A 20,154-nucleotide genomic window follows, 5' to 3' on the forward strand; every position below is an offset into this window, starting at 1 on the left:
GAAAATGGCTACGGAATGGCTTCGTACGCAGTACTGATTTTGGTTCTAAGGACGTCAGCAAGAATTGAAAATACTTGATTGGGATTATGGTAATGCATTTGCGCAAAAGCTCCAAAAGCCATTGATAGCGGTCCTTTTCGCGTGAGTAGCTTTTCTACGGCAGCGCGATGCTCTACTCGGGTGAGAGCATTGAGTTGTAGACCCTGAATAGTCCTATAGCCTTTTAACGTTCGTCTTTGAAAGATGTAACCTTTCTTGAGCACGATATGATTACTAAAAATGTCGAGATGTGGGTGGACCCACCGAAAGTCTGCTGCCGATGAAATTGCGACTGGTGGCAAGTTACTCGAGAGCACGGGACTTCTATTTACTTTAACGCCATCTCCTGAAATTTTCTTAGATCGTTTTTTAATTTTTTCGCAAAGCAGCTTATAAGTCCTCGCTTTCTGGCTGTTACATGTAGAGCATGAGAGAGCCAGGTTCCGAATTTCGAAGGTAAAAGCGGGGTGAGCAGCTTTTTCAATTATATGTTCAAGATCGGTGTCACGGGGATCGCCAAGCGGTCGGCGACAATAGCAACACAAAGCGTGCTGACTACGCCTTAGCTCAGATTTTAGACTTAGCTTAAATGCAGTGACTATGCCTGCTCGACTATCCCAGTTGAGCCCAGCAAATGATGCGAGCGATACTCCTTTTGCATAGGTTGGCGTGGGAACAATGCTTTCGAAGCCTATATTCAATCTCGCAGAGCCCCCTCTAATAAAACATCAATTACAGGAATTAACGGGTCCGTATCCGACAATGCTTCGCGTAGTAGCCTTAGCTTCGGCAGAAGCACAATGAAATCAGTGCTGTTTATTAGATCGTGCTCGACCAAATTTACGGCTTTTTGAACCAAGTCAACTACATTGAGGTTCCGGCTCGAAGCGATGCCGAACTGATCGAAAAGAATACTATCACTTGATGCGCCAAACTGGATCGGAGCCGCAGGCATGACATCCATAGGGATACTCAAATCGACGATCATGCTATCGGGTTTTGCAGAAGCTACAATGAGTGGCGAGTGTGTAGAAATAACGAGATGACCATCTTGCATTAATTCACACAACTCAAGGACCGTGCTCATGAAGTCTTGTTGCCACTGAGGATGAAGGCTGTTTTCCGGCTCATCAATCAGCACAATAGATTCCGTTGTAACTGAAAACCCTAACGCCAGAAGACTGGTTAGCATGTGGTATTCACCCGAACTAAGCTCGTAAGCCGAAAACGGTTCTTCGCCCGGACGCTGTACAAAGGCTCGATCGATAATGAGTATATCAAGCAATAACCCAAGCCTCACGGCGCGGTTCTCTGGAGTGTCAGTGACACTAAATTGATCCAACGTTGTTTGGAGAAATTTTCCTTTGCGCTCCGTTATTAGGGCGTTCAAGAAATTGAAATCGTCCCCAGAAAATTGGGCTACCACACTTTGAGCGGTAGCCTTAGATATGCCGCCTCGATTTTTCGTTTCTGCGTTTTCGTCCAGAGCTATGGCGAGGATTTCGTGCGGCGTTTTCGATGGAAACCGCTTACGGAATTTGGGATCGTAGCGGATATCTAGACTCAGCCTGGGAAGAAGCCCTGAAAATGAAAACGCCCTTTCGAAGAAAGGAAATCGAAACCGCTCTTTCATCGCCGGGTTCAACGCGAAGATAACTGCAGTTTCCAGAGGAAGCTTTTTACTGAGTAGATTGGTCCCGGCGCGTTGGCCGATATAATGATAGTTTGCCACGTCGTACTCTGTACGGCGCCCACCCTGCATCTTCACTGGAAATCTGTCAGCAACCGATCCCGAAAAGCAAATTACTGGAGTCGGCGTGGCTGCCTGATACTGGCCGCAAAACTGTACTCTCGTCCGATGGTCCGGCAGTATAAGCGCCGATACGAGATCCCGAAGCACCGAGCTCTTTTGTGAGCCGTTTTGACCAGTAAGCAGTGTCAATTCAAAGCTCGAACTTAGCTGACCAGCATTGAACCCTATTATCCGCTGATCGCCCGTGCGGTCGTAATATTTCAAACTCTGAATTTTTGGCATCTTCCCCGCCTCAGGTCTCATCCATTCGAAGCCCTTAGTCCATCAAACTTAGCTTTTACTACCTGTTTGGTTTCGGAAAGAACCTCACAGACTCTGACAATCGCACTTCAAAGTTCGAACAGACTCAGTTGGCGACCTTCAAGCTCTGCGATCAGCCTGTTCTTCGTTCGTGGACTACGGAATAGCTGATATTGCGCTGCGCTTTTCGCTGTTGCACATGCGTTGGCGACCAAAGTAAGGGCATCAAATACTAGTTGTTTCGCGTCAGATCCGAACGGTATGGGCAACTTCTTCTGAGTGCAGATAAGATGCGCCGCATAGAGTACAAACCAGTGTCCATATACTAAGTACTGCTGTTCGCCTGTAGACTCTATAGCGTCCCGCTGCTTTGCAACGTAGTCGTCACGCATATCTTCTATCAACCGATAGAGTTCAACAAGACGACATAGTTCCTCAATGGAATAATTCTCGTGAAAGATCCCTGCAAACCGCTCGCCAAAAATCTTATCGGAGTCCGCCTTAGCGCTATCCGGCTCCCCCAACGCGTATGAAAGTAGTATTTGGCCAAGCTTTAAGGCATCGAGACGGCGCCCGGGGTCCTTGTCGGCATGCATATTTCGTTTGCGTTCGAAATAATAACCTTGATTTAGAAAAGCTATCTCGAGCTTTTTGAGTATCGGATGGTTAGCTCTCAGATCTCGAACTTGAATGCGAGCTTGACTGTTAGTCGCAACTGCTACGCGCTCCGCAATATCTCCTCTCGCCGTAGCGTAAACTCTGACCATAATCACAATATTTTCGAATGCGTCTGGGGAACGATTGTAGGCTTCCAATAACGAATGCGAGGTTTGAGCACCATTGACGATCTGAAAATCTTCAATCTTAATTACCGGGTTCGAATGACCCTTGTTATAGGCGTAATCTTTGCAGGTAATCGTTATGCCGTTGTTCAGATACCAAAACAGATGGCTATCCTCGGACACGGCTGTTTGGATAATATTGCTATTATAGCCGCCGGTTGACCCGAGAAAAATGCGCAGATTTTCGTCGAACAAATGTCGCTTGATGGATTTGCCATCTGACGTTCGTATCATATCAACGAAAGAGCGTGCGTCCACGGATGCGATAACCCCGCGTATATCCCCGTCGCTCCGCTCAAATGCTTCCCTACCGATAACTTGCAGATACCCATTCTCACGTTCGCGACCGGTAGCGCCGATGTCCCTCATAATTTCGGCAGGACCGTATACTTCATAATCAACGCTAGGCATCGAATTAAGCGTACTATCGAGAATCGTCGTTGCCGAATGAGACAAGCCCTTCCCGTTGCTACAAAAAACAACCTTATAACGGCATATTACTCCTGACCTTGCCCCGTTGAAATAATCCATTTTGAAGTAAGCTCTGGCCCATTGAGAGGACCAGAGAATGAAGCGCAACCGTTTCACAGACGAACAGATCATTGGCATCCTGAAGGAGCACGAGGCGGGCACGCCTGTCTCGGAGCTTTGCCGCAAACACGGTGTCAGCGATGCGAGCATCTATAAATGGAAGGCCAAGTTCGGCGGGATGGACGTGTCTGAGGCCAAGCGGCTGAAGACGCTGGAGGACGAGAACACGAAACTGAAGCGGCTTCTGGCGGATGCGATGCTCGACAACGCCGCGTTGAAAGACCTTTTGGGAAAGAAGTGGTGACGCCCGCAGCCCAGCGGAACGCTATCGCGCATCTGATGAACCAACATCGGATGAGCGAACGGCGGGCGTGTAAAGCCATCGGTGTTTGCCGGATGACAGTTCGTTACGAAAGCAGCCGCATCGACGACCATGACCTTCGCGAGCGAATGAAGGCGTTGGCGCATGAACGCCGCCGCTTTGGCTACCGACGCATTCATGTCCTACTCAGACGCGAGGGGCACCTTGTGAACCACAAGAGGCTCTTCCGGCTCTATCGGGAGGAAAAGCTGATGGTGCGCAAGCGCGGCGGTCGCAAGCGAGCGATCGGCACACGAGCACCGATGCTGGTTCCGATGACAGCCAATGATCGTTGGTCACTGGACTTCGTGTCGGATCAACTCACCGATGGACGCAGGTTCCGGATTCTGACGGTCGTCGACGATTGCACCAGGGAATGCCTGGCACTCGTCGCCGATACATCGCTTTCCGGTCTGCGCGTTGCCCGCGAGCTTGACCGGATCATCGAGGAGCGCGGCAAACCGAAAATGATCGTCAGTGACAACGGCAGCGAGTTCACCAGCAACGCGATCCTGCAATGGACGGACAAGACTAAGGTGGATTGGCACTACATTGCGCCTGGCAAACCCATTCAGAACGCTTTCATCGAAAGCTTCAATGGACGGCTGCGAGACGAGTTCTTGAATGAAACCCTCTTCTCGTCACTGACCCATGCTCGATCAGCGCTTTCAAACTGGCGCGGCGATTACAACGATCACCGTCCACATTCTGGCCTCGGCTGGCTGACACCTGCCGAGTTCGCTCAGACCATCAACCCGCGACGTGATGCGGTGCTGCGCAGCCGAAATGGCTCCGCACCGCAACCCGCCGCTACCGCCCCAAATACAGCAACCCAAAACCGCTGGAGCGAACTCAAAACTGGATAAAACTTGGGGGCAAGGTCACTCCAGTGCGGTGAAGCTGCCAGATTCGCGAAACAGCCTCGGCAAGTTGAAGGTTCCCCGTTTTCGTAAGCCTTTCTTCTCTGCCAAAGAGACAATGCAGAAATGACCCAATTTTAAGAACCTCCGCGTCATTGATTGTTCGGTCCGTGGAGTCGAGAGATGTCCTGTGCTTTGATTGAAAGACCAGAACTTCAGCGTGATCCTCTCTCTCAAGAATTTCAATTGCATCGACCCCGAGATCGTTTCCTCCATCGACAATCATCTCAGGATAATCGGAAGATCGATCCGGAAAAAACTGCTCCAGCACCAGATAAAGAAATGCGAGAGACTGTTTTGAAAGCGCATATCTTGCCTTCGCAGCCGACACTCTGGCTTCGACAATATCCCACTCGACTAAAGAAACAGCCGGCATTCAGACCACCCCATATACCCCTACATGAATGCTCCAAGTTAGTTGGGACGAACACGCAAGTGGAAGCAACATTCTGAGGCACTACCGTCTTATCAACACTAAAGTACACCTCAGAACTGCCCCACCGAACTGCCAACTTGGGTTGGGATCATAAACTCGTGCGACAACCTTATCGTTCTTGACTATTCGTCAAAACGACCACCCATGGATCAAAAGACAGCAGCGCAGCGTTATTCTCCTCCAGCCACAGGAGGTGAAAATGAACGTAGCCAATCTGCAGATCGAAGGACTTTGCATGGCAATTAGTGCCATCAACCATGCCTTGGTTGAAAAAGGCATGCTCACGCAATTAGAGCTAAACAGAGCACTTAAGAATGCCGAAGCGATAGCGCGAAGCGACGAACGTTTTGTAGAGGACCTCAATCCTTCAAGCCGTGATGCTGTCTGCTTCCCTATCCGAATTCTCGAGGCCGCGAATAAGGAAACAACTCCGCGATCCAGCAAATTTTTTTCCGAGCTTGCCCGAATGGTTGGAGAAACCAAAGAGCCGTACAACGATATGTATTAAGCTCACACGGAACTTTATGCTCAGTCTCACGTCTTTATGCCCTGCATTATGGAGACTGCAAGAGGGGAGGGGCGCAACGCTCGAGGAATAAAGTTCCCCGCGGGGAACCATAAAGCACTTATGCAATGTATAAGACGAAGCCGTGGGCCGTCACCGCGCCTCCTCAGGCTCCAAAATACAAAATTTTTCAACAGTTCCCCGCGGGGAACTCCCTCTTTTCTCACCACCCGAATCGGATTAGTTTGAAGTTGCGCAAAAAGTTCGCACTTTTGTATTTTTGCGAAACTACATTTGGTTTTACCATTCGTTAACTCTAGTGGCGTCTAATATGCTCCAATTCAATGAGGATAAAATCGTGAATCGCCACCTGAGCAGTCTTCAGTTTATGCAGGATTTTTCGGGCAAGCTCGAAAGCGCTCTGCAGAATCTTTCAATCGCTCAATATCCGCCAGATGCCCGTCGAGAGATGCGTAAATTTTCGTCGACGGAAGTCGCAGCATTGCTCGATGTCTCGGAAGCTTATATCCGCCAAGTCGTTCAAAAAGATATAGGTCCGACGCCAGAGGTAACATCCAATGGGCGCCGCCTTTATACGTTGGAACAAGTCCTTGAACTCAGAATGATGCTTGCGTCGAAGGGACGTAAGAAATGGATGAACCCACGACGCACCGGAGACGAAGCTTGCCATATAATTGCAGTTACGAATTTTAAAGGCGGGTCGAGCAAGACGTCGACGACGATTCATTTAGCGCATTATCTCGCGTTGAAGGGCTATCGCGTTCTCGCTGTGGACCTTGACCCGCAAGCCTCATTGACCAGCTTACACGGTACGCTTCCCAATTTTGATCCACGGGTTGATGATACTCTGTACGCGGCGATCCAGTTTGAGAATCCCCGGCCCACTAAAGAATTGATCCATCAGACGCATATTCCGGGACTGGATGTAATTTGCGCGGGATTGGAACTGACAGAATTTGAAACTGCAGTAGCGCTCCAGATGCGCAAAAGCGGCACCAACTTCCTCCTTCGTGTATCGCAAGCGTTGGATCAGGTCTCAGACGACTACGACGTTATCCTGATGGATTCAGCGCCATCCCTAAACTTCTTGACGCTTGCGTCGCTTACGGCCGCTACGGGTGTGATAATTCCTGTACCTGCTCATATGCTCGATGTTGACGCTACCGGAAAGTTTCTCGAGCTCGCTGCGTCGTATATGCAGGTGTTGAATGATGCCGGAGCCGAAGTTGATTGGGATTTTGCAAAGTTCATCATAACCAAATTTGAAGCAAACGATCACCCGCAAGCTAATATGACCGCTCTTATGCGACAGGTTTTTGGCGAGGACCTCTTGCTGAATATGGTTATGAAATCGACAGCGGTAGCAGATGCACTCACGTGGAAGCAAAGCCTGTATGAAGTGCAGCGATCCCGTTTCTCAGCGCCCAAAACGTATGACAGGGCGATGGAATCACTCAACGCTGTGAACGATGAAATCGAAAAGCTGCTTTGGACAGCATGGGGCAGAGAATGAGCCGGAAAGATTCCCGATCCATCTTCGCAAACCTTGTGAAGCCGCAAGAGCAAACTGGCGACATGACGCCAGCAGCTTCGCCATCGCCTCATCTTCGAAAAGTGGCGGCTGGGCTTCGCCAGCTTCACGAACGCGAGGAGACGTTCGCGAAAATTCTGAAGGACGGCGATCACATCATTGACATTGACGTTAATGATATTGCTCCGTCGCCGATTCAAGATCGCTTTGATGGCTCTTATGAAGAGTCAGCGATAGCAGAGATCGTTGAGTCAATGCGAGAACGAGGACAGATCGTTCCTGGTCTAGTCCGTCCGTTGGACGATGGAACACACCATTATCAGATCGTGTTTGGCCGCCGTCGCTGGAATGCAGCAAAGCAATTGGGGTTGCCCTTCCGTGCCGTTATCAAGGAACTTACTGACGAACAGGCAATTGTCTTTCAGGGTGAGGAGAACACTAATCGAGAAGACCTCAGCTTTTTGGAAAAATGTCTTTTTGCGCATGAACAGGAAGCAGCAGGTTTTCGGCGTGATGTCATTTGCGCCTCGTTATCAACGACAAAGTCACATCTGTCTGAGATGCTACGCATCACGACTACTGTTCCGAAGTCTACATTGCTTCTAATCGGAAGGGCGCCTGACACAGGACGCAGACGTTGGCTCGAGTTTTGCGAACTGTGGAACGCACGATCCAATGCCCAGCTTCTAGTTCAGCAGGCGTTGACAAGCTCGCCGTCGGATCGTTTTCAAGCCGCTGTCGCTGCTTTGAAACAACCCGATCTGACGCAAGCAACACAGGAATCTAAAGTACAGCGTGAAATCCGAGCAAACGGCGAACTGCTGGCAACGATTGCTCGGTCCAAGGCCGGTTCACGGCTAAGTTTTCAGAAAAATGTTCCTCAAGGGTTCGTTGACTTTCTTGCGGAACGAATGCCCGAGCTGCATGCGCAGTATCTAATAGACGAAAAAGAAGGATAACGACCAAAAGAAAAAGGCCCCCAAAACGTCGCCGTCGTGGAAGCCTCTCTCGGATGTGGTAATCAGAGAATCGCATTTCCATGAATCAGTGTCAAGAGTCGTAAGCGTCTTTTTGGCGGGTGGATTTCTTTTGCCTTTTGAAAGGTGAGAGGGAATGCAAATTTTGAAGACTGACACGTCCGCATTCCGCGGGCGAATGAAGATGTTTGCCCAAAATTCTGATCGGCAAGAGAAGCCGAAGCGGAGGAGGGGCGTAAACAGATGGGCGCTCTACAAACAGCTTTGCGTGGCTAAGGCTAACTTCGGCCTGAACGATCGTTGTCTTGCCGTGCTGAGCTCGCTGTTGTCATTTCTGCCTGATGATGAATTGCATGAGAAAAGTGGTCTTGTCGTCTTCCCATCCAACCGACAGCTTTCGCTGCGTGCCCATGGCATGCCGGAGTCTACACTGCGCCGACATCTGGCATCCCTGATCGAAGTTGGGATCATTGCGCGCAAAGATAGCCCGACCCGCAAGCGCTATGTTCATAAGGACAGGGAAGGCGGCGTCGAGCTTGCTTTTGGCTTTTCCTTTGCACCCTTGCTCGAGCGAGCGTCTGAAATTGTTGCTATCGCGGATAAGATTCTCGCCGATCAGAAAGCACTGAAGCGTCTTCGCGACGAAGTGTCGGTCATGCGCAGAGATATGGCGGCAGCTTTTGCGGATAAGGCCGAAGAAAGAGGTGAGCTTAGTGAGTGTCTCGAAGCTTTGTTCGTTCGCTTCCGCTCCATTGTCGACGCAATTCCTCGTCGTGCATCTCTTGATGAACTGTCCGCGATTAGGGCCAATTTTGAAGCCATTCGTGGTGAATTGGCTATCGCTTTGAAAACAATAGAGATTGTTCCGGAAATGAGCGTCAGCGTCGCTCAAACTGAGCGGCAGCATAATGAATCCCTGCCAGAATCCCTTTTTGAATCTCAAAATGGAGAAAAGATTGATTTGAACGCGCCTTCCGCGGAAACACCAGTTTCTGAGAAGCCGGAAGAAGGAACTTCTGGCAACTTAACCCCATCCATTTCCCTCGATCAGGTGCTTCGATCCTGTCCAGATATTCGCGAGTATGGTGCGAACGGAATTGGCACATGGCGTGAGCTTCACGATGCTTCGCGTATCGTCTCAGGCTTTCTCGGTATCAGTCAATCAGCCTATCAGGAAGCGATCCGTTTCATGGGGCCAGAAACCGCTTCGACGGCCATTGCCTGGATCCTGCAGAAACTATCGACCATCAATTCGCCTGGCGGATATCTACGTTCTCTGACACAGAAGGCGAGGGGAGGTACCTTCTCAATCCGCCAGCTCTTATTTTCGGGAATGAAGGCAAGCGGGGGTCTCGTCTCGATATGACACTGTTTTGACCCGTTTCTTAAGGCACAGCCATGAGTTGGAAACGTTTATCGCGAATAAGCCAAATTCTGGGCTCGGGCCTGATCGCGGGATTGCTTTGTTGGCTGGGCTGGCCTTGATTTGCTTATCGCACTGGTTTTCCCTTTTCCGACGTTCGAACCGTTAGGCGAGGGGGCTTTCATAGGGGTAACCGGTTCGCCGACGGAAACCAAAGAAGATGGGCGGCTCGGGTCCGGTTCCCAGCAAAGCTCGCACGGAATACCGCTGATTAAGGGAGATCGGAAATATAAGCGTAGGCCGCTCGTACGACGACCATCGCCGCCAGATTGCAGCGATGGACGTGGCGAAAAATCTGCGGGATGCTGATTCAGATCGGTCGAACGTTTTCTGCCTTGGCTTTGCCGGTTTTACGATCCTGGCCGATTTCGTAGCTGACTTTCTGGCCCTCTCCGAGCGATACGCCCGCTTGGGCTAAGCCGGAGACATGCACAAAAACATCACTGCCGCCACTTTCTGGCGTGATGAAACCGAAACCCTTGTCCTGGTTGAAAAACTTTACCGTGCCCGTTGCCATATGGATCCTCTTAAATGGAGCGGCGTTTACTTTGCCGATGGAGACTATTGAATGTGCAGTGGACGCGCAACCGCCTCGTATCGCGGCAACCCGATCGATTGATCATTGAACCAAGCAACCGCTGGCCATATGAACTGTATCAGTTCTTGTGAGGAGGCGCAGACTTGAGTGTTATATTCCTGATCGGGTCAGGCAGTTTGATTTGTGACGGCGTTGATGCCGGCCAGATTGAATTTAGTATTGCGGAGCCTGCCGACGGTCCGGATACGTCCAGGCGTGGAAAACTCTGGGGGAATAAGCAGGCTATTGCTGCCGCGATGGATGCCCAGAAAGTGGAACTGAAACCTTCGGATGCTCATGATCTTTTATCCCTGGATGTCGAGGAGACTGATCGGCAGGGCGGCATGTCATTCAGTGTCCTGTAGCAGGCTAAGCTAAGTGGCCCTTTTGGGATCAGTCAAACATTTCATGTGACGACGCGTGTTCTGGAAGGATGGCGCGGTCATATGTACTTGATGCGAGGAGGCTGTACGCGAGCATCGTAACCCCAACAAAAGCTATCAACATGACAATCACCGCCACCAGCAACCGGACGTGTTTCGGCGTTTGACAGTTGATTGGCCAGTCCAATCGATCATTGAGGAAGGATAATTGTCGTTCATAAGTCGATGCTGCGCATGAAAATGTAAACACGACTCTGATTGAAGTCTGTGCTTACAAAATTTAACTGTTCGGTAGCGGCTGAAAACGCATGGGCGCTCTCTACTCGCCATGGGCGACCGTCTTTCGAAGAGGGTTGAGGCTCTTTGGTGGCGTCAGCGGGCTTTAAGCGCTCAATCGCTTTTTAGCGCCAAACGCGGAGTTGGCCGAAGGAATTAAACTCCGGTGCTTTTCCCAAAGACACCGGGGCCGTTCAACCCAATCTGGTCACGTCTCCATCCGCTTTGAACGCCGAAAATCTAATCGCCTTGAATCCAGACCCAACCCGCCGCTTATCCGAAAACATCGAAGACCCTTCAATAGAATCCTGATCTTGGGTTAATCCGTTTTGGATCTTCAAACAATTTTAAAGCGTGTCGCATTTATTCGGCCTCATACCCAGCAGCCTTAAAGAAGTTCTGGCATTCATTGATGGAGAAGAGACTGATGATATCGCCAAGTGCTTTTGAGATGGCGTCGAAGCTGCGTGCTGCTCGCTTTCTCAGAAGTGCTTTGAGTTTTGAGAAAGCCATTTCGATTGGGTTCAGGTCCGGCGAATAGGGCGGCAGGAAGAGAAACCAAGCGCCCTTTGCCTTGACCAGTTGCTCAGCCTTCTGGCTTTTGTGGAAGCCGACATTGTCGAGGATGACTATATCACCGGCTGACAGTGTCGGCACAAGCTGTGTCTCGATCCAGGTTTCGAAGATGCGGCTGTTCATCGGTGCATCGACGATCCACGGCGCGGTCAGGCCATGGCAGCGCAGTCCGGCAATGAAGGTCTGTGTCTTCCATTTTCCGAAGGGCGCATAGGCGGCAAAGCGCCTGCCTTTGGTAGACCATCCGGTGCGTTTTGTCAGGCGCGTATTTGTGGAAGTCTCATCGATAAAGATGAGACGCGACAAGGCCTTGTTGAAGAACCGCTTTCGGCGATTGATCCAAAGATCACGCGCCTTGGCGATCTCTGGTCTACGCTGCTCGCTTGCCTTGAGGCTTTTTTTTATTGCTCAGCCCAAGTCGGTGTAGAAATCGCCCGACCGTGGCGCGGTGGACTTCAATACCGCGCTCCGCGAGCGCAACGCACAGTTCGTCCAAAGTCGTTTCGCCACGGGCGGACATCTGCTCGCGGACCCAATCACCATGAGCCAAAAGCTTCACACTTCCAGGCGGGTGGCCCTGCCTGGCGGCGGCCAGACAGCCGGATGACCGATGCAGGATCATCATGTTGTTGACGAACCGAGGCGAAACACGGAAATGCCGAGCGGCTTCCCGGTGACTATTGCCCTCATTCACAAACGCAACGACACGCTCACGCAACTCAATTGGATGCGGCTTGCCCATGGTGCATCTCCTTCCATGAGACAAGTGAATCACAGATCAAGCCAAACGGGAATCCCGAATCCGGTTAACAGCGACATGCTTTAGTGTGCCATTTGCGGTGAGAGCGTAGCGAACGCCGCCGGCCGGAGGCACCCGCGCGCTCATATCGCGCTGTAGGGTTGCCGGAGGCCCATAAAGAGAGGCGAGATGGCTTTGGTTAATAGAACGGATAAGTTTGATCCATGTTACTTAAAAGGTAATATAGGAATACCGGCTGGATGACTTATAAGGGAAATTCTGGTCCTCAATTCTAGAGATATTGGCCTCTACGGCGCACTTTGCAGGCAGAACGTCTGTTTTTGGGTTGTCTGAATGAACCAAATCGGTAACATTCCTTGCTGTCGAATACCAAATTTTGAGGAGAATGTGACCGGGTAAAAAAGAAAAACCGCTCCCAAAAAAATCCGGAAGCGGGGTGCAAATTTCATTTATTCAGTAAAACCAGAATCGCACTCCCAACTTCCAAAGTCAATAAGAAACGCTTATCGGCGAACGGGAAAGCTTTGCCTGGTCCCCACTAAGGAGACGAGGAAGATGGAGGAAACCCTACAGCCCACCCGGCAGGTTGGCCGCAAACAGACACCACAACGAACAGAGTTTCGACGGCTGGCTCAGACTGCGGAAATTGGAATGGTGACACGCGGCCAACTGATCAGACTTGCGCAGTCACTCCCTTGCCTTGGGCTTATCAACGGCACAGAGGCGCACTTGCTTGTTGTACTGATCAATACGGCTCCAGCGGAGAGCTATGACAAAGGTGGCCGACCGATCGTGTTCAAATCCAACGCTGCGCTTGCGTTCGAAATCGGGCGATCCGAGGGACGTGTCAGCCGTGTGTTGTCCCGGCTGTTTGATGCCGGTGTTATTACCATGCAGGATAGCGGCAACTATAAACGCTATCCGGTGCGTGATGGGGACGCCAGTATTGCCGACGCTTGCGGTATCGATCTACGCGTTCTGATAGCCCGCTTCGCGGAGCTCGATGGAATGGTCCGACAGGCAAAGGCGGAAAAGAAAGCACTCAATGCGAACCTGCGCCGCTATCGCGGTGCTGTTCGCAATCTGCGTTACGCGCTCGCCTCTATGGAGGATCTGCCCGCGCGGCTGCGCGCCATGATCGAGCAGCGTTTCGCGCGTGTTCTTGATGCCGTAGGCATCGCGACCAAAGCATCCAGTACCGTTCTTCGTCGCGCAACAGGCTTAATCGAATGGATCATCGAGAGGGTAATGCAGCTGCCTCACGGTGAGCCGCCTTCCGCTAGAAACGAAGATTCGACACGCCCATATGTCGAAAACGACATGCACAAACAGATTACAAACCCCTATTCCCTTGGATATTGTAAAGATGAAATGCGTTCGGCATACGCCGAACAACTCAGTTTCCCTAAAATCGGCTTCGCCGGTAAGACAGCTCTCGAAAAGAGCTTGGGGCGCAATTCGAGCCAGGTCAATCAACCGCTCTGCTCCCCGCAAGCGTTAGTGGCTCTGCAAGATCTGATACGGGCAACACCGGCGCTGACCACTTACGGAGTGTCGCGCCCTCGCACCTGGACTGAATTGGCCCGGCTCGCCCCGCAAATTTGCCGCATAGCGGGCATTTCCGAAGATGCACGCCGCCGCGCTGTCGATCAGATGGGAGAACAGGCCGCCGCGATTGCCATCGCGATCACGCTGCAGAAGCTCGACGAGAGGCAAGTGAAGTCGCCGGGCGGCTATTTGCGCGCCATGACAGCGCGCGCGGCCGCCGGCGAATTGCATCTTGCGCGCTCGGTTTTCGGGCTTGCTGCCCGTCATGGAATGGAAGGAATGCAATGATCTTTCGCTACGTTTTCGCCGCAGCGGTGGTCTTATCGCCGCAATCGACACTTGCGGAAGGGAGGAGAGTGGCTTTTTGACCGGAAAAACGTGGTCATGCAGCCTGGTTGCGCGCCGATCAGGCTGAAGGAAGCGATCTTGCGCTACTTGCCGCGAAACCACGGCATCGACATTGCTGAATACGGGTATGCCGAGAATGATGCCCGCGAACGGTTGCTAGGAATTTGGGCGGCGGACGTAGAGAGCCTGCATCTCTATCGACGGGTCCATACCTCCAGATAAGCCCGCCTCTGGATAACCATATTGGCATTGTCGAATGATCGGCGCAGAGAACCGTTCCGGTTATCCATACTTGCCGTTAGTACATGAGACTCGTTGAAAAAGGCGCTTTTTCCGTCTATCATGCATTGCACAATCGGTATTGTATCAACGGTCTATGCCGACGAAACGAGTTGCCATATTGGCGCATATAGCACACCTCTAATTCGGTTGCTTTTGACGCTCGTTCGCACGTCAACGCGGTTGCCGCAAAGCCGGAAGCCTGAAAATTTTCCCCGCCTGCGGCTCCTCGCGCGACAAATTTTTCGGCCCTCGGCTTCCTCCGCTGCGCTCCGGCCCAAGGGTGCAACACCGCTTACCGCCGTGCCAGTGAACGATCATCGCAACCACATAGAGGAGTGAATACCATGGCCAACGAAATCACCAACTTCATCCAGTTCGACAGCGAAGACCTCGACACCGCATCCGGTAAAGGCCGCATCTCGACACTGACCGACGATATCGACATCGAAGTCGTGCCCTTCAACTCGGAAAACCAGGACGCTCCGACGCACCGCGTTTTCGCCAAGTCCCCGCGTGGCTTCAATATCGAGGTTGGCGGGATCTGGAAAAAGGCAAAGGCCGATGGCGAAGGGTTCAAGCGCAATCTCTCGATCCGACGCCTGAACTACAACGCCAACCTGGGCCGTTTCGGCGGACAGGACGACCCAAGCCTTCAGGCAGTTCTCGAATGGGAACCGCGCAATTGATAGCCCAGCAGCGCCCGGCCAAGTGCCGGGCGCATTGCACCGAAAGCCGCGAAAACCTCTTTGTTATCTGGCTTTTGCGCGCATTTTATGCTAGGGTCTATCACAACAGGAGTTTTGAAGATGAACTTTCTTGCCCCCCGTCCGGATCGATCTCCGGAAGCTGTTGCCAGGCGCAAAAAGGCTACGGATCAGGCGCGCGCCGCAAATATGCGACAAGGCTATGTCCACGATCCACTGTTGGAAGCGGCAACCGCGGCCTATGTCGCCGGCGAGATCACGCGCGACGAATACAAAGAGCGCGTAGTCCGCAAACCGCAATAGTTCAATCTCAACCTTTTAGAATTTGATGCCGCCTGCCTTGGGCAGGCGGCTTTTTATTGGGTGCGCCGAGCATGGCGCGTGGTGCGCAAGCATCGCTCGACCGGGATGGTATCCGTTCGATGACTTGGAGGTGAAAGTCCTCTACGGGCCCTGGTGATGGGAACCGTTAGCCGAACAGCAAGGGCGTTGTCGTAAGGCGGGGTCTGAAGGAAGCTGTAAGCAAAGTGCCGGCCTGACGAACAGGAAGCGCATAAGAGGCAGTCGCATCAGGGCAAGGGGGCCCATTTACCCAAAGCCCGATATCACCCGGATGATGCGGCTGTAGATGCGACAGGTATATGGCATGAAGGTCACGCGTCTTACCTCGGGAGATCTGTCGCCTCGCCACCGGCAACGGTGTGCTACCGCCGCTGAGAAGCGACGGAATAGGGCGGCAGAAGTCAGCAGATGCCGTAGTAGCCGTACCGGACGGCGAAGGGCTGAACATGAAGTGTCGGATGGAGAACGATCTTTCGATGACGACAGCAGATGCAGATAATGGAGCTGAAACGCCCCATGCCCATGCGGAAGGTAGTGGCCGGAAGCTGCGAGAGGATGCCTTGGGCGCATCAAACGTCACGGCAGGATCGTCCAACTCACAACCGAAGGACGCGATGCAACTGATGGAAATGATCGTCAGTCGCGATAACATGATAGCGGCCTTACACCGCGTGGTGTCGAACAAGGGAGCGGCGGGCATCGACAAGATGAGCGTTGGCGACCTGAAGCAGCATCTCGTATCGCATTGGCCGCGCATCAGGGAAGACCTGCTGGCGGGTCGGTATGAGCCAGCGCCGGTGCGCGGGGTGGAAATCCCCAAGCCCGGCGGCGGGAAACGCCTTCTTGGCATTCCCACGGTTCTCGACCGCCTCATCCAGCAGGCGATACATCAGGTGCTGATGCCGATCTTCGACCCAGGCTTCTCCAATTCCTCTTTCGGCTTTAGGCCGGAGCGGAGTGCCCATGATGCGATCCTTGCCGCACGGTCCTATGTGGCCGACGGTTACCGCGTTGTGGTTGATCTTGATCTGGAGAAGTTCTTCGACCGGGTAAACCACGATGTGCTGATGGCACGAGTGGCACGCAAGGTCTACGACAAACGGGTGCTGCGGTTGATCCGCCGTTATCTGCAAGCCGGGTTGATGATGGGCGGGATGACGACAATGCGAAGCGAGGGAACGCCGCAGGGCGGTCCCCTGTCTCCGCTATTATCGAACGTCCTGCTCGACGATCTGGACAAGGAACTGGAACAGCGCGGACATCGCTTCTGCCGCTACGCCGACGACTGTAATATCTATGTGCGGTCAATACGTGCCGGTCAACGGGTGATGGCTTCGCTCACCGCCTTCCTTGGAAGGAGACTGAAGCTGAAGGTCAACGCCACCAAAAGTGCTGTTGACCATCCATGGAACCGGGTCTTTTTGGGTTATACGATGACGTTCCACCGTATGCCCCGCCTCAAGGTGGCGGTACAAAGTGTGAAGCGTCTTCGTGGCAAACTGAAAGCCCAGTTCCGGGCTGGGCGTGGCCGGGCCATTGACGCCACCATCAAGGACCTAGCGCCGATCCTGCGCGGCTGGACAGCTTACTTTAAGCTGGCTGACGTGAAGGGGACGTTCGAGGAAATGGATGGATGGGTTCACCGCAAGCTGCGGGCTACCCTGTGGCGGCAATGGACGAAACCAGCCGCGCGCGCAAGAAACCTGATGCAACGAGGCATAAAGAAGGAGCGTGCATGGATAAGTGCCAGCAATGGCCGGGGACCATGGTGGAATGCCAGAACCTCACACATGCACGAAGCCCTACCGAATGCCTACTTCACCAAAATCGGGCTGATCTCGTTCCTGAAGGAACACCGACGCCTATACTACGCTTCATGAACCGCCGTATACGGAACCGTACGTACGGTGGTGTGGGAGGAGGGCCTAAAATGCCCTCCTACCCGATTCTTCGTCATGGGTGAAACGGAACCCAAAGGCTCCTATACCTATCCGAATATATCGCACGATCCTGATCGCAGGGACGTGCTGCGCAACAAACTCGGAAACCGGTCTCATAAGGAACTGCGTGTCGAAGAATATCGCGCGACAGCATTCCGGATGGCTGAAATTGCTGAAGGAGACGGCCCAAAAGGCGCTTTCGACGCGCAACATCTGAAGGCCATTCATGGTCATATTTTCCAAGATATTTATGAATGGGCCGGTCATACGCGCAATGAAAGCCCCGTTGTCGATGGCCAGAGAGTGGAGCCAATTGGCAATCTGTCGAAAGGCGGAACCTCGTTCCTACACGGCTCGCGTATCGAAATGGGGTTGGACGAAGCCTTTAGACCGATCCGGAATCCCGAAATTTTGCGCGGATCGTCGGTCGAACGGTTCGCCGAGATCGCCGGTAAAGTGTTGGCAGAGTTGAATTATGTGCACCCGTTCCGAGAAGGCAACGGACGGGCCCAGGAGGCACTGCTAGCAGCCATCGGTCGCGAATATGGACATGATGTTGACTTCACGGTCATTACCAAGCCACGCATGATCGAAGCGTCGATCGCGACGACCAACGATCCCTCCAGTCCAGCTATGAAACATGTCTTTGAAGACGCGATCGATCCAAACCGACAGGAAGCCATAAGAGCTGCATTCGTCGATCTGGAAATGCGCGGTGACAATGCTTTCGAGCACAACGTGCGCAGCGCCAGGCCGGGCGAACAGGTTTCAGGTCAGGTACTCGGTCACGATATCCATGTTGCCAGCCTTGTTACCGACCACGGGATTGTCGCCGTCGATCGCGCTGACCTTCCAGAGAGGTTGCCCGATGACGATACCGAAATTACATTCACGGCTCGTTCTGACTTCTCCCTCCTGTCGCGCCCGGATCAGGTCAGGTCTTCAAATGGTCCCGCCCTCGAGCGAATGTCACCAGAGCAGAAAGGCGCCGCGGACCCATCCCGGCTTGCAGAGCTGTCGGCGCAAAAGCAGCCCGAGCGGGATTCAGACGACCGCGAACGATAAGCGGCACATCCGCCGCGCCGAGGGCCGTTCCGTTAGCTTCGGTGAATGACATTTACGCCGCCTCACCCGTTGGCTGATTGACGGACAAGCTGCGATAGCCCCTCCCCCATGCAACCGCTTCGCGGTCCTCCACTTCCGTTGCGGCCCAAAAGGTGCATAGGCTCGTCTCGGCTATCTCCGTTTCTTGCCGTCAACCAACGAATGGAGACGGCCATGAACAACGTAAGCGACACCTATCAGCGCATCACTGACCTCATCATCGAGCAGCTGGAAGCCGGCACCAAACCCTGGGTGCGGCCTTGGCGCGGAAATACCCGCCCGACCTCCATCATCCCGCGCCGATCCAGCGGCGAAGCCTATCGCGGCATCAATGTTCTCATGCTATGGATCGCGTCGCAGATGAACGGCTACGAGGACACCACCTGGATGACCTATCGTCAGGCGAAGGATCTCGGCGGTCAGGTCCGGAAGGGCGAACGTGGATCGCTTGTCGTCAAGTACGGCACCTTTACGCGCAAGGATCAGGACGCCGATGACGACCGTTCAATCCCTTATCTCAAGGGCTACACGGTATTCAACGTAGAGCAGATCGAGAACCTACCTACCGAATATTACAGCCCAGCCGAACCGATGCCGACGGCGCCCGTGCCGCACAATGAAACCGTCGACACCTTTGTCCGCCAGACCGGGGCTGTCATTCACTACGGCGGCACGAAGGCTTGCTATCGTCCTGGACCTGACGACATTCTCATGCCCGACCGCAAGCGTTTTTTAAGCGACGTCCACCTTTACTCGTCGCTTCTGCACGAAATTGGTCATTGGTCAGGCGCAAAGCATCGCCTTGATCGCGATCTGTCTGGCCGCTTCGGCACCAACGCTTACGCTGTCGAAGAGCTCGTTGCCGAACTGTCTGCAGCATTTCTCTGCGCTGACCTGGGTGTGTCCCATGATCCTCACGAAAACACAGCCGCCTACATCGATAATTGGCTGGTCGTGCTTAAGGCTGATAAACGCGTCATTATCACCGCTGCAGCCAAAGCTCAGGCGGTTGCCGATTATCTGCATGGGCTCACATCGATACACAGACCGGAGGTCGCGTAAGCGACCTCGATGTCAAACAGGTCTTTTCTGCCGCATCGGATCTGATAGAAATGACAAGATTATGAGATACTACTGTGTTCTGGAGCGAGCGGTATTATAAACATCGCCACGCTCACGTTTTCCAACGGCCACAACCAACACCGTCACAGTGTCGTCGTTGACGGAATAAACCAGCCGATAGCCCAATTGACGTAGTTTTATCTTATAGTGGTCGGGCATACCATGAAGTGAAGCACTCACTACGCGCGGCGTTTCCAATCGTTCGCGTAGTTTCTTCTTCAATTGCTGCTGGATTGTCGCGCCGAGTTTATTCCACTCTTTAAGAGCCGATGGCAAGAATTCAAGCTTATAAGGCATCGATATCGACCGAAATTCCTTTTTCGTCGGCTCGATTCCGGATTATCTCAGTGAGGCGAATATCATCCAGCTGTTCGAGCATGGCTTCATAGACCCCAGCGGGAACCATATAAGCCATAATTCGATTATGATTAAGAACGGCCACAGCCTCGCCATTAGCCTCGTCCATTACGGCGGACGGACTTTTTTTTAGGTCTGAAACGCTAACCGCTATATTTGCTTCCACACGTTGCATAACAAGTCCATATCAAATTAG

21 protein-coding genes are annotated in these 20,154 nt (G+C 52.7%); 12 read left to right on the forward strand and 9 right to left on the reverse strand.

The genetic code is table 11. The features are described from left to right. Positions 1–8: 8 nt before the first annotated feature. The 3 genes from OANT_RS27460 to OANT_RS23315 form a co-directional block, all read right to left on the reverse strand. On the reverse strand, positions 9–740 hold the full coding sequence (locus OANT_RS27460) for an HNH endonuclease (RefSeq protein WP_011982886.1): 732 nt from the start codon (positions 738–740) through the stop codon (positions 9–11). After that, positions 737–2,074, reverse strand: a complete 1,338-nt coding sequence (locus OANT_RS25985) for an ATP-binding protein (RefSeq protein ID WP_172488828.1) — start codon at positions 2,072–2,074, stop codon at positions 737–739. Before OANT_RS25985 ends, OANT_RS27460 begins: the two co-directional genes overlap by 4 nt. 107 nt (positions 2,075–2,181) lie before the next feature. Beyond that, complete coding sequence (locus OANT_RS23315; RefSeq protein WP_235823066.1) at positions 2,182–3,390, reverse strand: AIPR family protein; 1,209 nt, start codon at positions 3,388–3,390, stop codon at positions 2,182–2,184. A gap of 112 nt (positions 3,391–3,502) precedes the next feature. On the opposite strand from OANT_RS23315, the gene OANT_RS23325 reads away from it, so the two are divergent. Further along, a protein-coding gene (locus OANT_RS23325) for an IS3 family transposase (protein WP_086000502.1) occupies positions 3,503–4,692 on the forward strand; the annotation gives its coding sequence in 2 pieces (ribosomal slippage) (positions 3,503–3,752 and positions 3,752–4,692; 1,191 coding nt in all). Here OANT_RS23325 and OANT_RS23330 read toward each other — a convergent pair. Next, positions 4,679–5,122 (reverse strand): hypothetical protein, encoded by a 444-nt coding sequence (locus OANT_RS23330; protein ID WP_011982882.1) that lies wholly within the window; start codon positions 5,120–5,122, stop codon positions 4,679–4,681. The two genes, OANT_RS23325 and OANT_RS23330, sit on opposite strands and share 14 nt — an antisense overlap. A gap of 259 nt (positions 5,123–5,381) precedes the next feature. Here OANT_RS23330 and OANT_RS23335 point away from each other — a divergent pair, with 259 nt between their 5' ends. The 4 genes from OANT_RS23335 (at position 5,382) to repC (OANT_RS23350) (ending at position 9,582) form a co-directional block, all read left to right on the forward strand. Then, on the forward strand, positions 5,382–5,690 hold the full coding sequence (locus OANT_RS23335; protein WP_041545792.1) for a hypothetical protein: 309 nt from the start codon (positions 5,382–5,384) through the stop codon (positions 5,688–5,690). Positions 5,691–6,045: 355 nt separating this feature from the next. Next, positions 6,046–7,221, forward strand: coding sequence for a plasmid partitioning protein RepA (repA, locus tag OANT_RS23340; protein WP_041545811.1), 1,176 nt, complete (start codon positions 6,046–6,048; stop codon positions 7,219–7,221). Then, positions 7,218–8,198 (forward strand): plasmid partitioning protein RepB, encoded by a 981-nt coding sequence (gene repB / locus OANT_RS23345; protein ID WP_011982879.1) that lies wholly within the window; start codon positions 7,218–7,220, stop codon positions 8,196–8,198. The genes repA and repB overlap by 4 nt, the downstream gene beginning before the upstream one ends. 154 nt (positions 8,199–8,352) lie before the next feature. Further along, complete coding sequence (gene repC, locus OANT_RS23350; RefSeq protein WP_011982878.1) at positions 8,353–9,582, forward strand: plasmid replication protein RepC; 1,230 nt, start codon at positions 8,353–8,355, stop codon at positions 9,580–9,582. Between the two features lie 367 nt (positions 9,583–9,949). Here repC (OANT_RS23350) and OANT_RS23355 read toward each other — a convergent pair whose 3' ends face one another. Continuing rightward, entirely contained in the window at positions 9,950–10,156 is a 207-nt protein-coding gene (locus OANT_RS23355) for a cold-shock protein (protein WP_011982877.1), read from the reverse strand. Between the two features lie 164 nt (positions 10,157–10,320). On the opposite strand from OANT_RS23355, the gene OANT_RS23360 reads away from it, so the two are divergent. Further along, a complete protein-coding gene (locus tag OANT_RS23360) occupies positions 10,321–10,581 on the forward strand; it encodes a hypothetical protein (protein ID WP_011982876.1) in 261 nt (86 codons plus the stop codon). 657 nt (positions 10,582–11,238) lie between these two features. On the opposite strand, the gene OANT_RS27255 is transcribed toward OANT_RS23360, so the two are convergent. Then, positions 11,239–11,757 (reverse strand): IS630 family transposase, encoded by a 519-nt coding sequence (locus tag OANT_RS27255; RefSeq protein ID WP_011982875.1) that lies wholly within the window; start codon positions 11,755–11,757, stop codon positions 11,239–11,241. A 64-nt stretch (positions 11,758–11,821) separates the two neighbouring features. After that, a complete protein-coding gene (locus tag OANT_RS27260) occupies positions 11,822–12,193 on the reverse strand; it encodes a winged helix-turn-helix domain-containing protein (protein ID WP_011982874.1) in 372 nt (123 codons plus the stop codon). A 573-nt stretch (positions 12,194–12,766) separates the two neighbouring features. On the opposite strand from OANT_RS27260, the gene repC (OANT_RS23375) reads away from it, so the two are divergent. The 6 genes from repC (OANT_RS23375) to OANT_RS23405 all read left to right on the forward strand — a co-directional run bounded on the left by repC (OANT_RS23375) (position 12,767) and on the right by OANT_RS23405 (position 19,541). Further along, the gene (repC, locus tag OANT_RS23375) at positions 12,767–14,047 is read left to right on the forward strand and encodes a plasmid replication protein RepC (protein ID WP_011982873.1); all 1,281 of its coding nucleotides are present in this window, start codon (positions 12,767–12,769) and stop codon (positions 14,045–14,047) included. Between the two features lie 686 nt (positions 14,048–14,733). Then, positions 14,734–15,075, forward strand: coding sequence for a DUF736 family protein (locus OANT_RS23385; RefSeq protein ID WP_011982871.1), 342 nt, complete (start codon positions 14,734–14,736; stop codon positions 15,073–15,075). A 120-nt stretch (positions 15,076–15,195) separates the two neighbouring features. Beyond that, positions 15,196–15,396 (forward strand): antitoxin VbhA family protein, encoded by a 201-nt coding sequence (locus OANT_RS23390; protein WP_011982870.1) that lies wholly within the window; start codon positions 15,196–15,198, stop codon positions 15,394–15,396. 515 nt (positions 15,397–15,911) lie between these two features. Next, on the forward strand, positions 15,912–17,315 hold the full coding sequence (gene ltrA / locus OANT_RS23395; protein ID WP_011982869.1) for a group II intron reverse transcriptase/maturase: 1,404 nt from the start codon (positions 15,912–15,914) through the stop codon (positions 17,313–17,315). A gap of 75 nt (positions 17,316–17,390) precedes the next feature. Continuing rightward, positions 17,391–18,440, forward strand: a complete 1,050-nt coding sequence (locus OANT_RS23400) for a Fic/DOC family protein (protein ID WP_011982868.1) — start codon at positions 17,391–17,393, stop codon at positions 18,438–18,440. Between the two features lie 213 nt (positions 18,441–18,653). Beyond that, positions 18,654–19,541, forward strand: coding sequence for an ArdC family protein (locus OANT_RS23405; RefSeq protein ID WP_011982867.1), 888 nt, complete (start codon positions 18,654–18,656; stop codon positions 19,539–19,541). A gap of 69 nt (positions 19,542–19,610) precedes the next feature. On the opposite strand, the gene OANT_RS23410 is transcribed toward OANT_RS23405, so the two are convergent. Together OANT_RS23410 and OANT_RS23415 are read right to left on the reverse strand one after the other, a co-directional pair. Next, positions 19,611–19,898 (reverse strand): type II toxin-antitoxin system RelE family toxin, encoded by a 288-nt coding sequence (locus OANT_RS23410; protein ID WP_011982866.1) that lies wholly within the window; start codon positions 19,896–19,898, stop codon positions 19,611–19,613. Next, positions 19,888–20,133: a type II toxin-antitoxin system Phd/YefM family antitoxin gene (locus tag OANT_RS23415; protein WP_011982865.1), complete on the reverse strand. Its 246-nt coding sequence runs from the start codon at positions 20,131–20,133 to the stop codon at positions 19,888–19,890. The genes OANT_RS23410 and OANT_RS23415 overlap by 11 nt, the downstream gene beginning before the upstream one ends. Positions 20,134–20,154: the final 21 nt, after the last annotated feature.

It is taken from the genome of Brucella anthropi ATCC 49188 (assembly GCF_000017405.1).
Lineage (GTDB): Bacteria > Pseudomonadota > Alphaproteobacteria > Rhizobiales > Rhizobiaceae > Brucella > Brucella anthropi.

Coding starts and splice junctions, on each gene's coding strand:
- OANT_RS25985 (WP_172488828.1), bottom strand. CDS start 2,074: ATGCCAAAAATTCAGAGTTTGAAATATTACGACCGCACGGGCGATCAG.
- OANT_RS23330 (WP_011982882.1), bottom strand. CDS start 5,122: ATGCCGGCTGTTTCTTTAGTCGAGTGGGATATTGTCGAAGCCAGAGTG.
- OANT_RS23335 (WP_041545792.1), top strand. CDS start 5,382: ATGAACGTAGCCAATCTGCAGATCGAAGGACTTTGCATGGCAATTAGT.
- repB (WP_011982879.1), top strand. CDS start 7,218: ATGAGCCGGAAAGATTCCCGATCCATCTTCGCAAACCTTGTGAAGCCG.
- repC (WP_011982878.1), top strand. CDS start 8,353: ATGCAAATTTTGAAGACTGACACGTCCGCATTCCGCGGGCGAATGAAG.
- OANT_RS23355 (WP_011982877.1), bottom strand. CDS start 10,156: ATGGCAACGGGCACGGTAAAGTTTTTCAACCAGGACAAGGGTTTCGGT.
- OANT_RS27260 (WP_011982874.1), bottom strand. CDS start 12,193: ATGGGCAAGCCGCATCCAATTGAGTTGCGTGAGCGTGTCGTTGCGTTT.
- repC (WP_011982873.1), top strand. CDS start 12,767: ATGGAGGAAACCCTACAGCCCACCCGGCAGGTTGGCCGCAAACAGACA.
- OANT_RS23385 (WP_011982871.1), top strand. CDS start 14,734: ATGGCCAACGAAATCACCAACTTCATCCAGTTCGACAGCGAAGACCTC.
- OANT_RS23390 (WP_011982870.1), top strand. CDS start 15,196: ATGAACTTTCTTGCCCCCCGTCCGGATCGATCTCCGGAAGCTGTTGCC.
- ltrA (WP_011982869.1), top strand. CDS start 15,912: ATGACGACAGCAGATGCAGATAATGGAGCTGAAACGCCCCATGCCCAT.
- OANT_RS23400 (WP_011982868.1), top strand. CDS start 17,391: ATGGGTGAAACGGAACCCAAAGGCTCCTATACCTATCCGAATATATCG.
- OANT_RS23405 (WP_011982867.1), top strand. CDS start 18,654: ATGAACAACGTAAGCGACACCTATCAGCGCATCACTGACCTCATCATC.
- OANT_RS23410 (WP_011982866.1), bottom strand. CDS start 19,898: ATGCCTTATAAGCTTGAATTCTTGCCATCGGCTCTTAAAGAGTGGAAT.
- OANT_RS23415 (WP_011982865.1), bottom strand. CDS start 20,133: ATGCAACGTGTGGAAGCAAATATAGCGGTTAGCGTTTCAGACCTAAAA.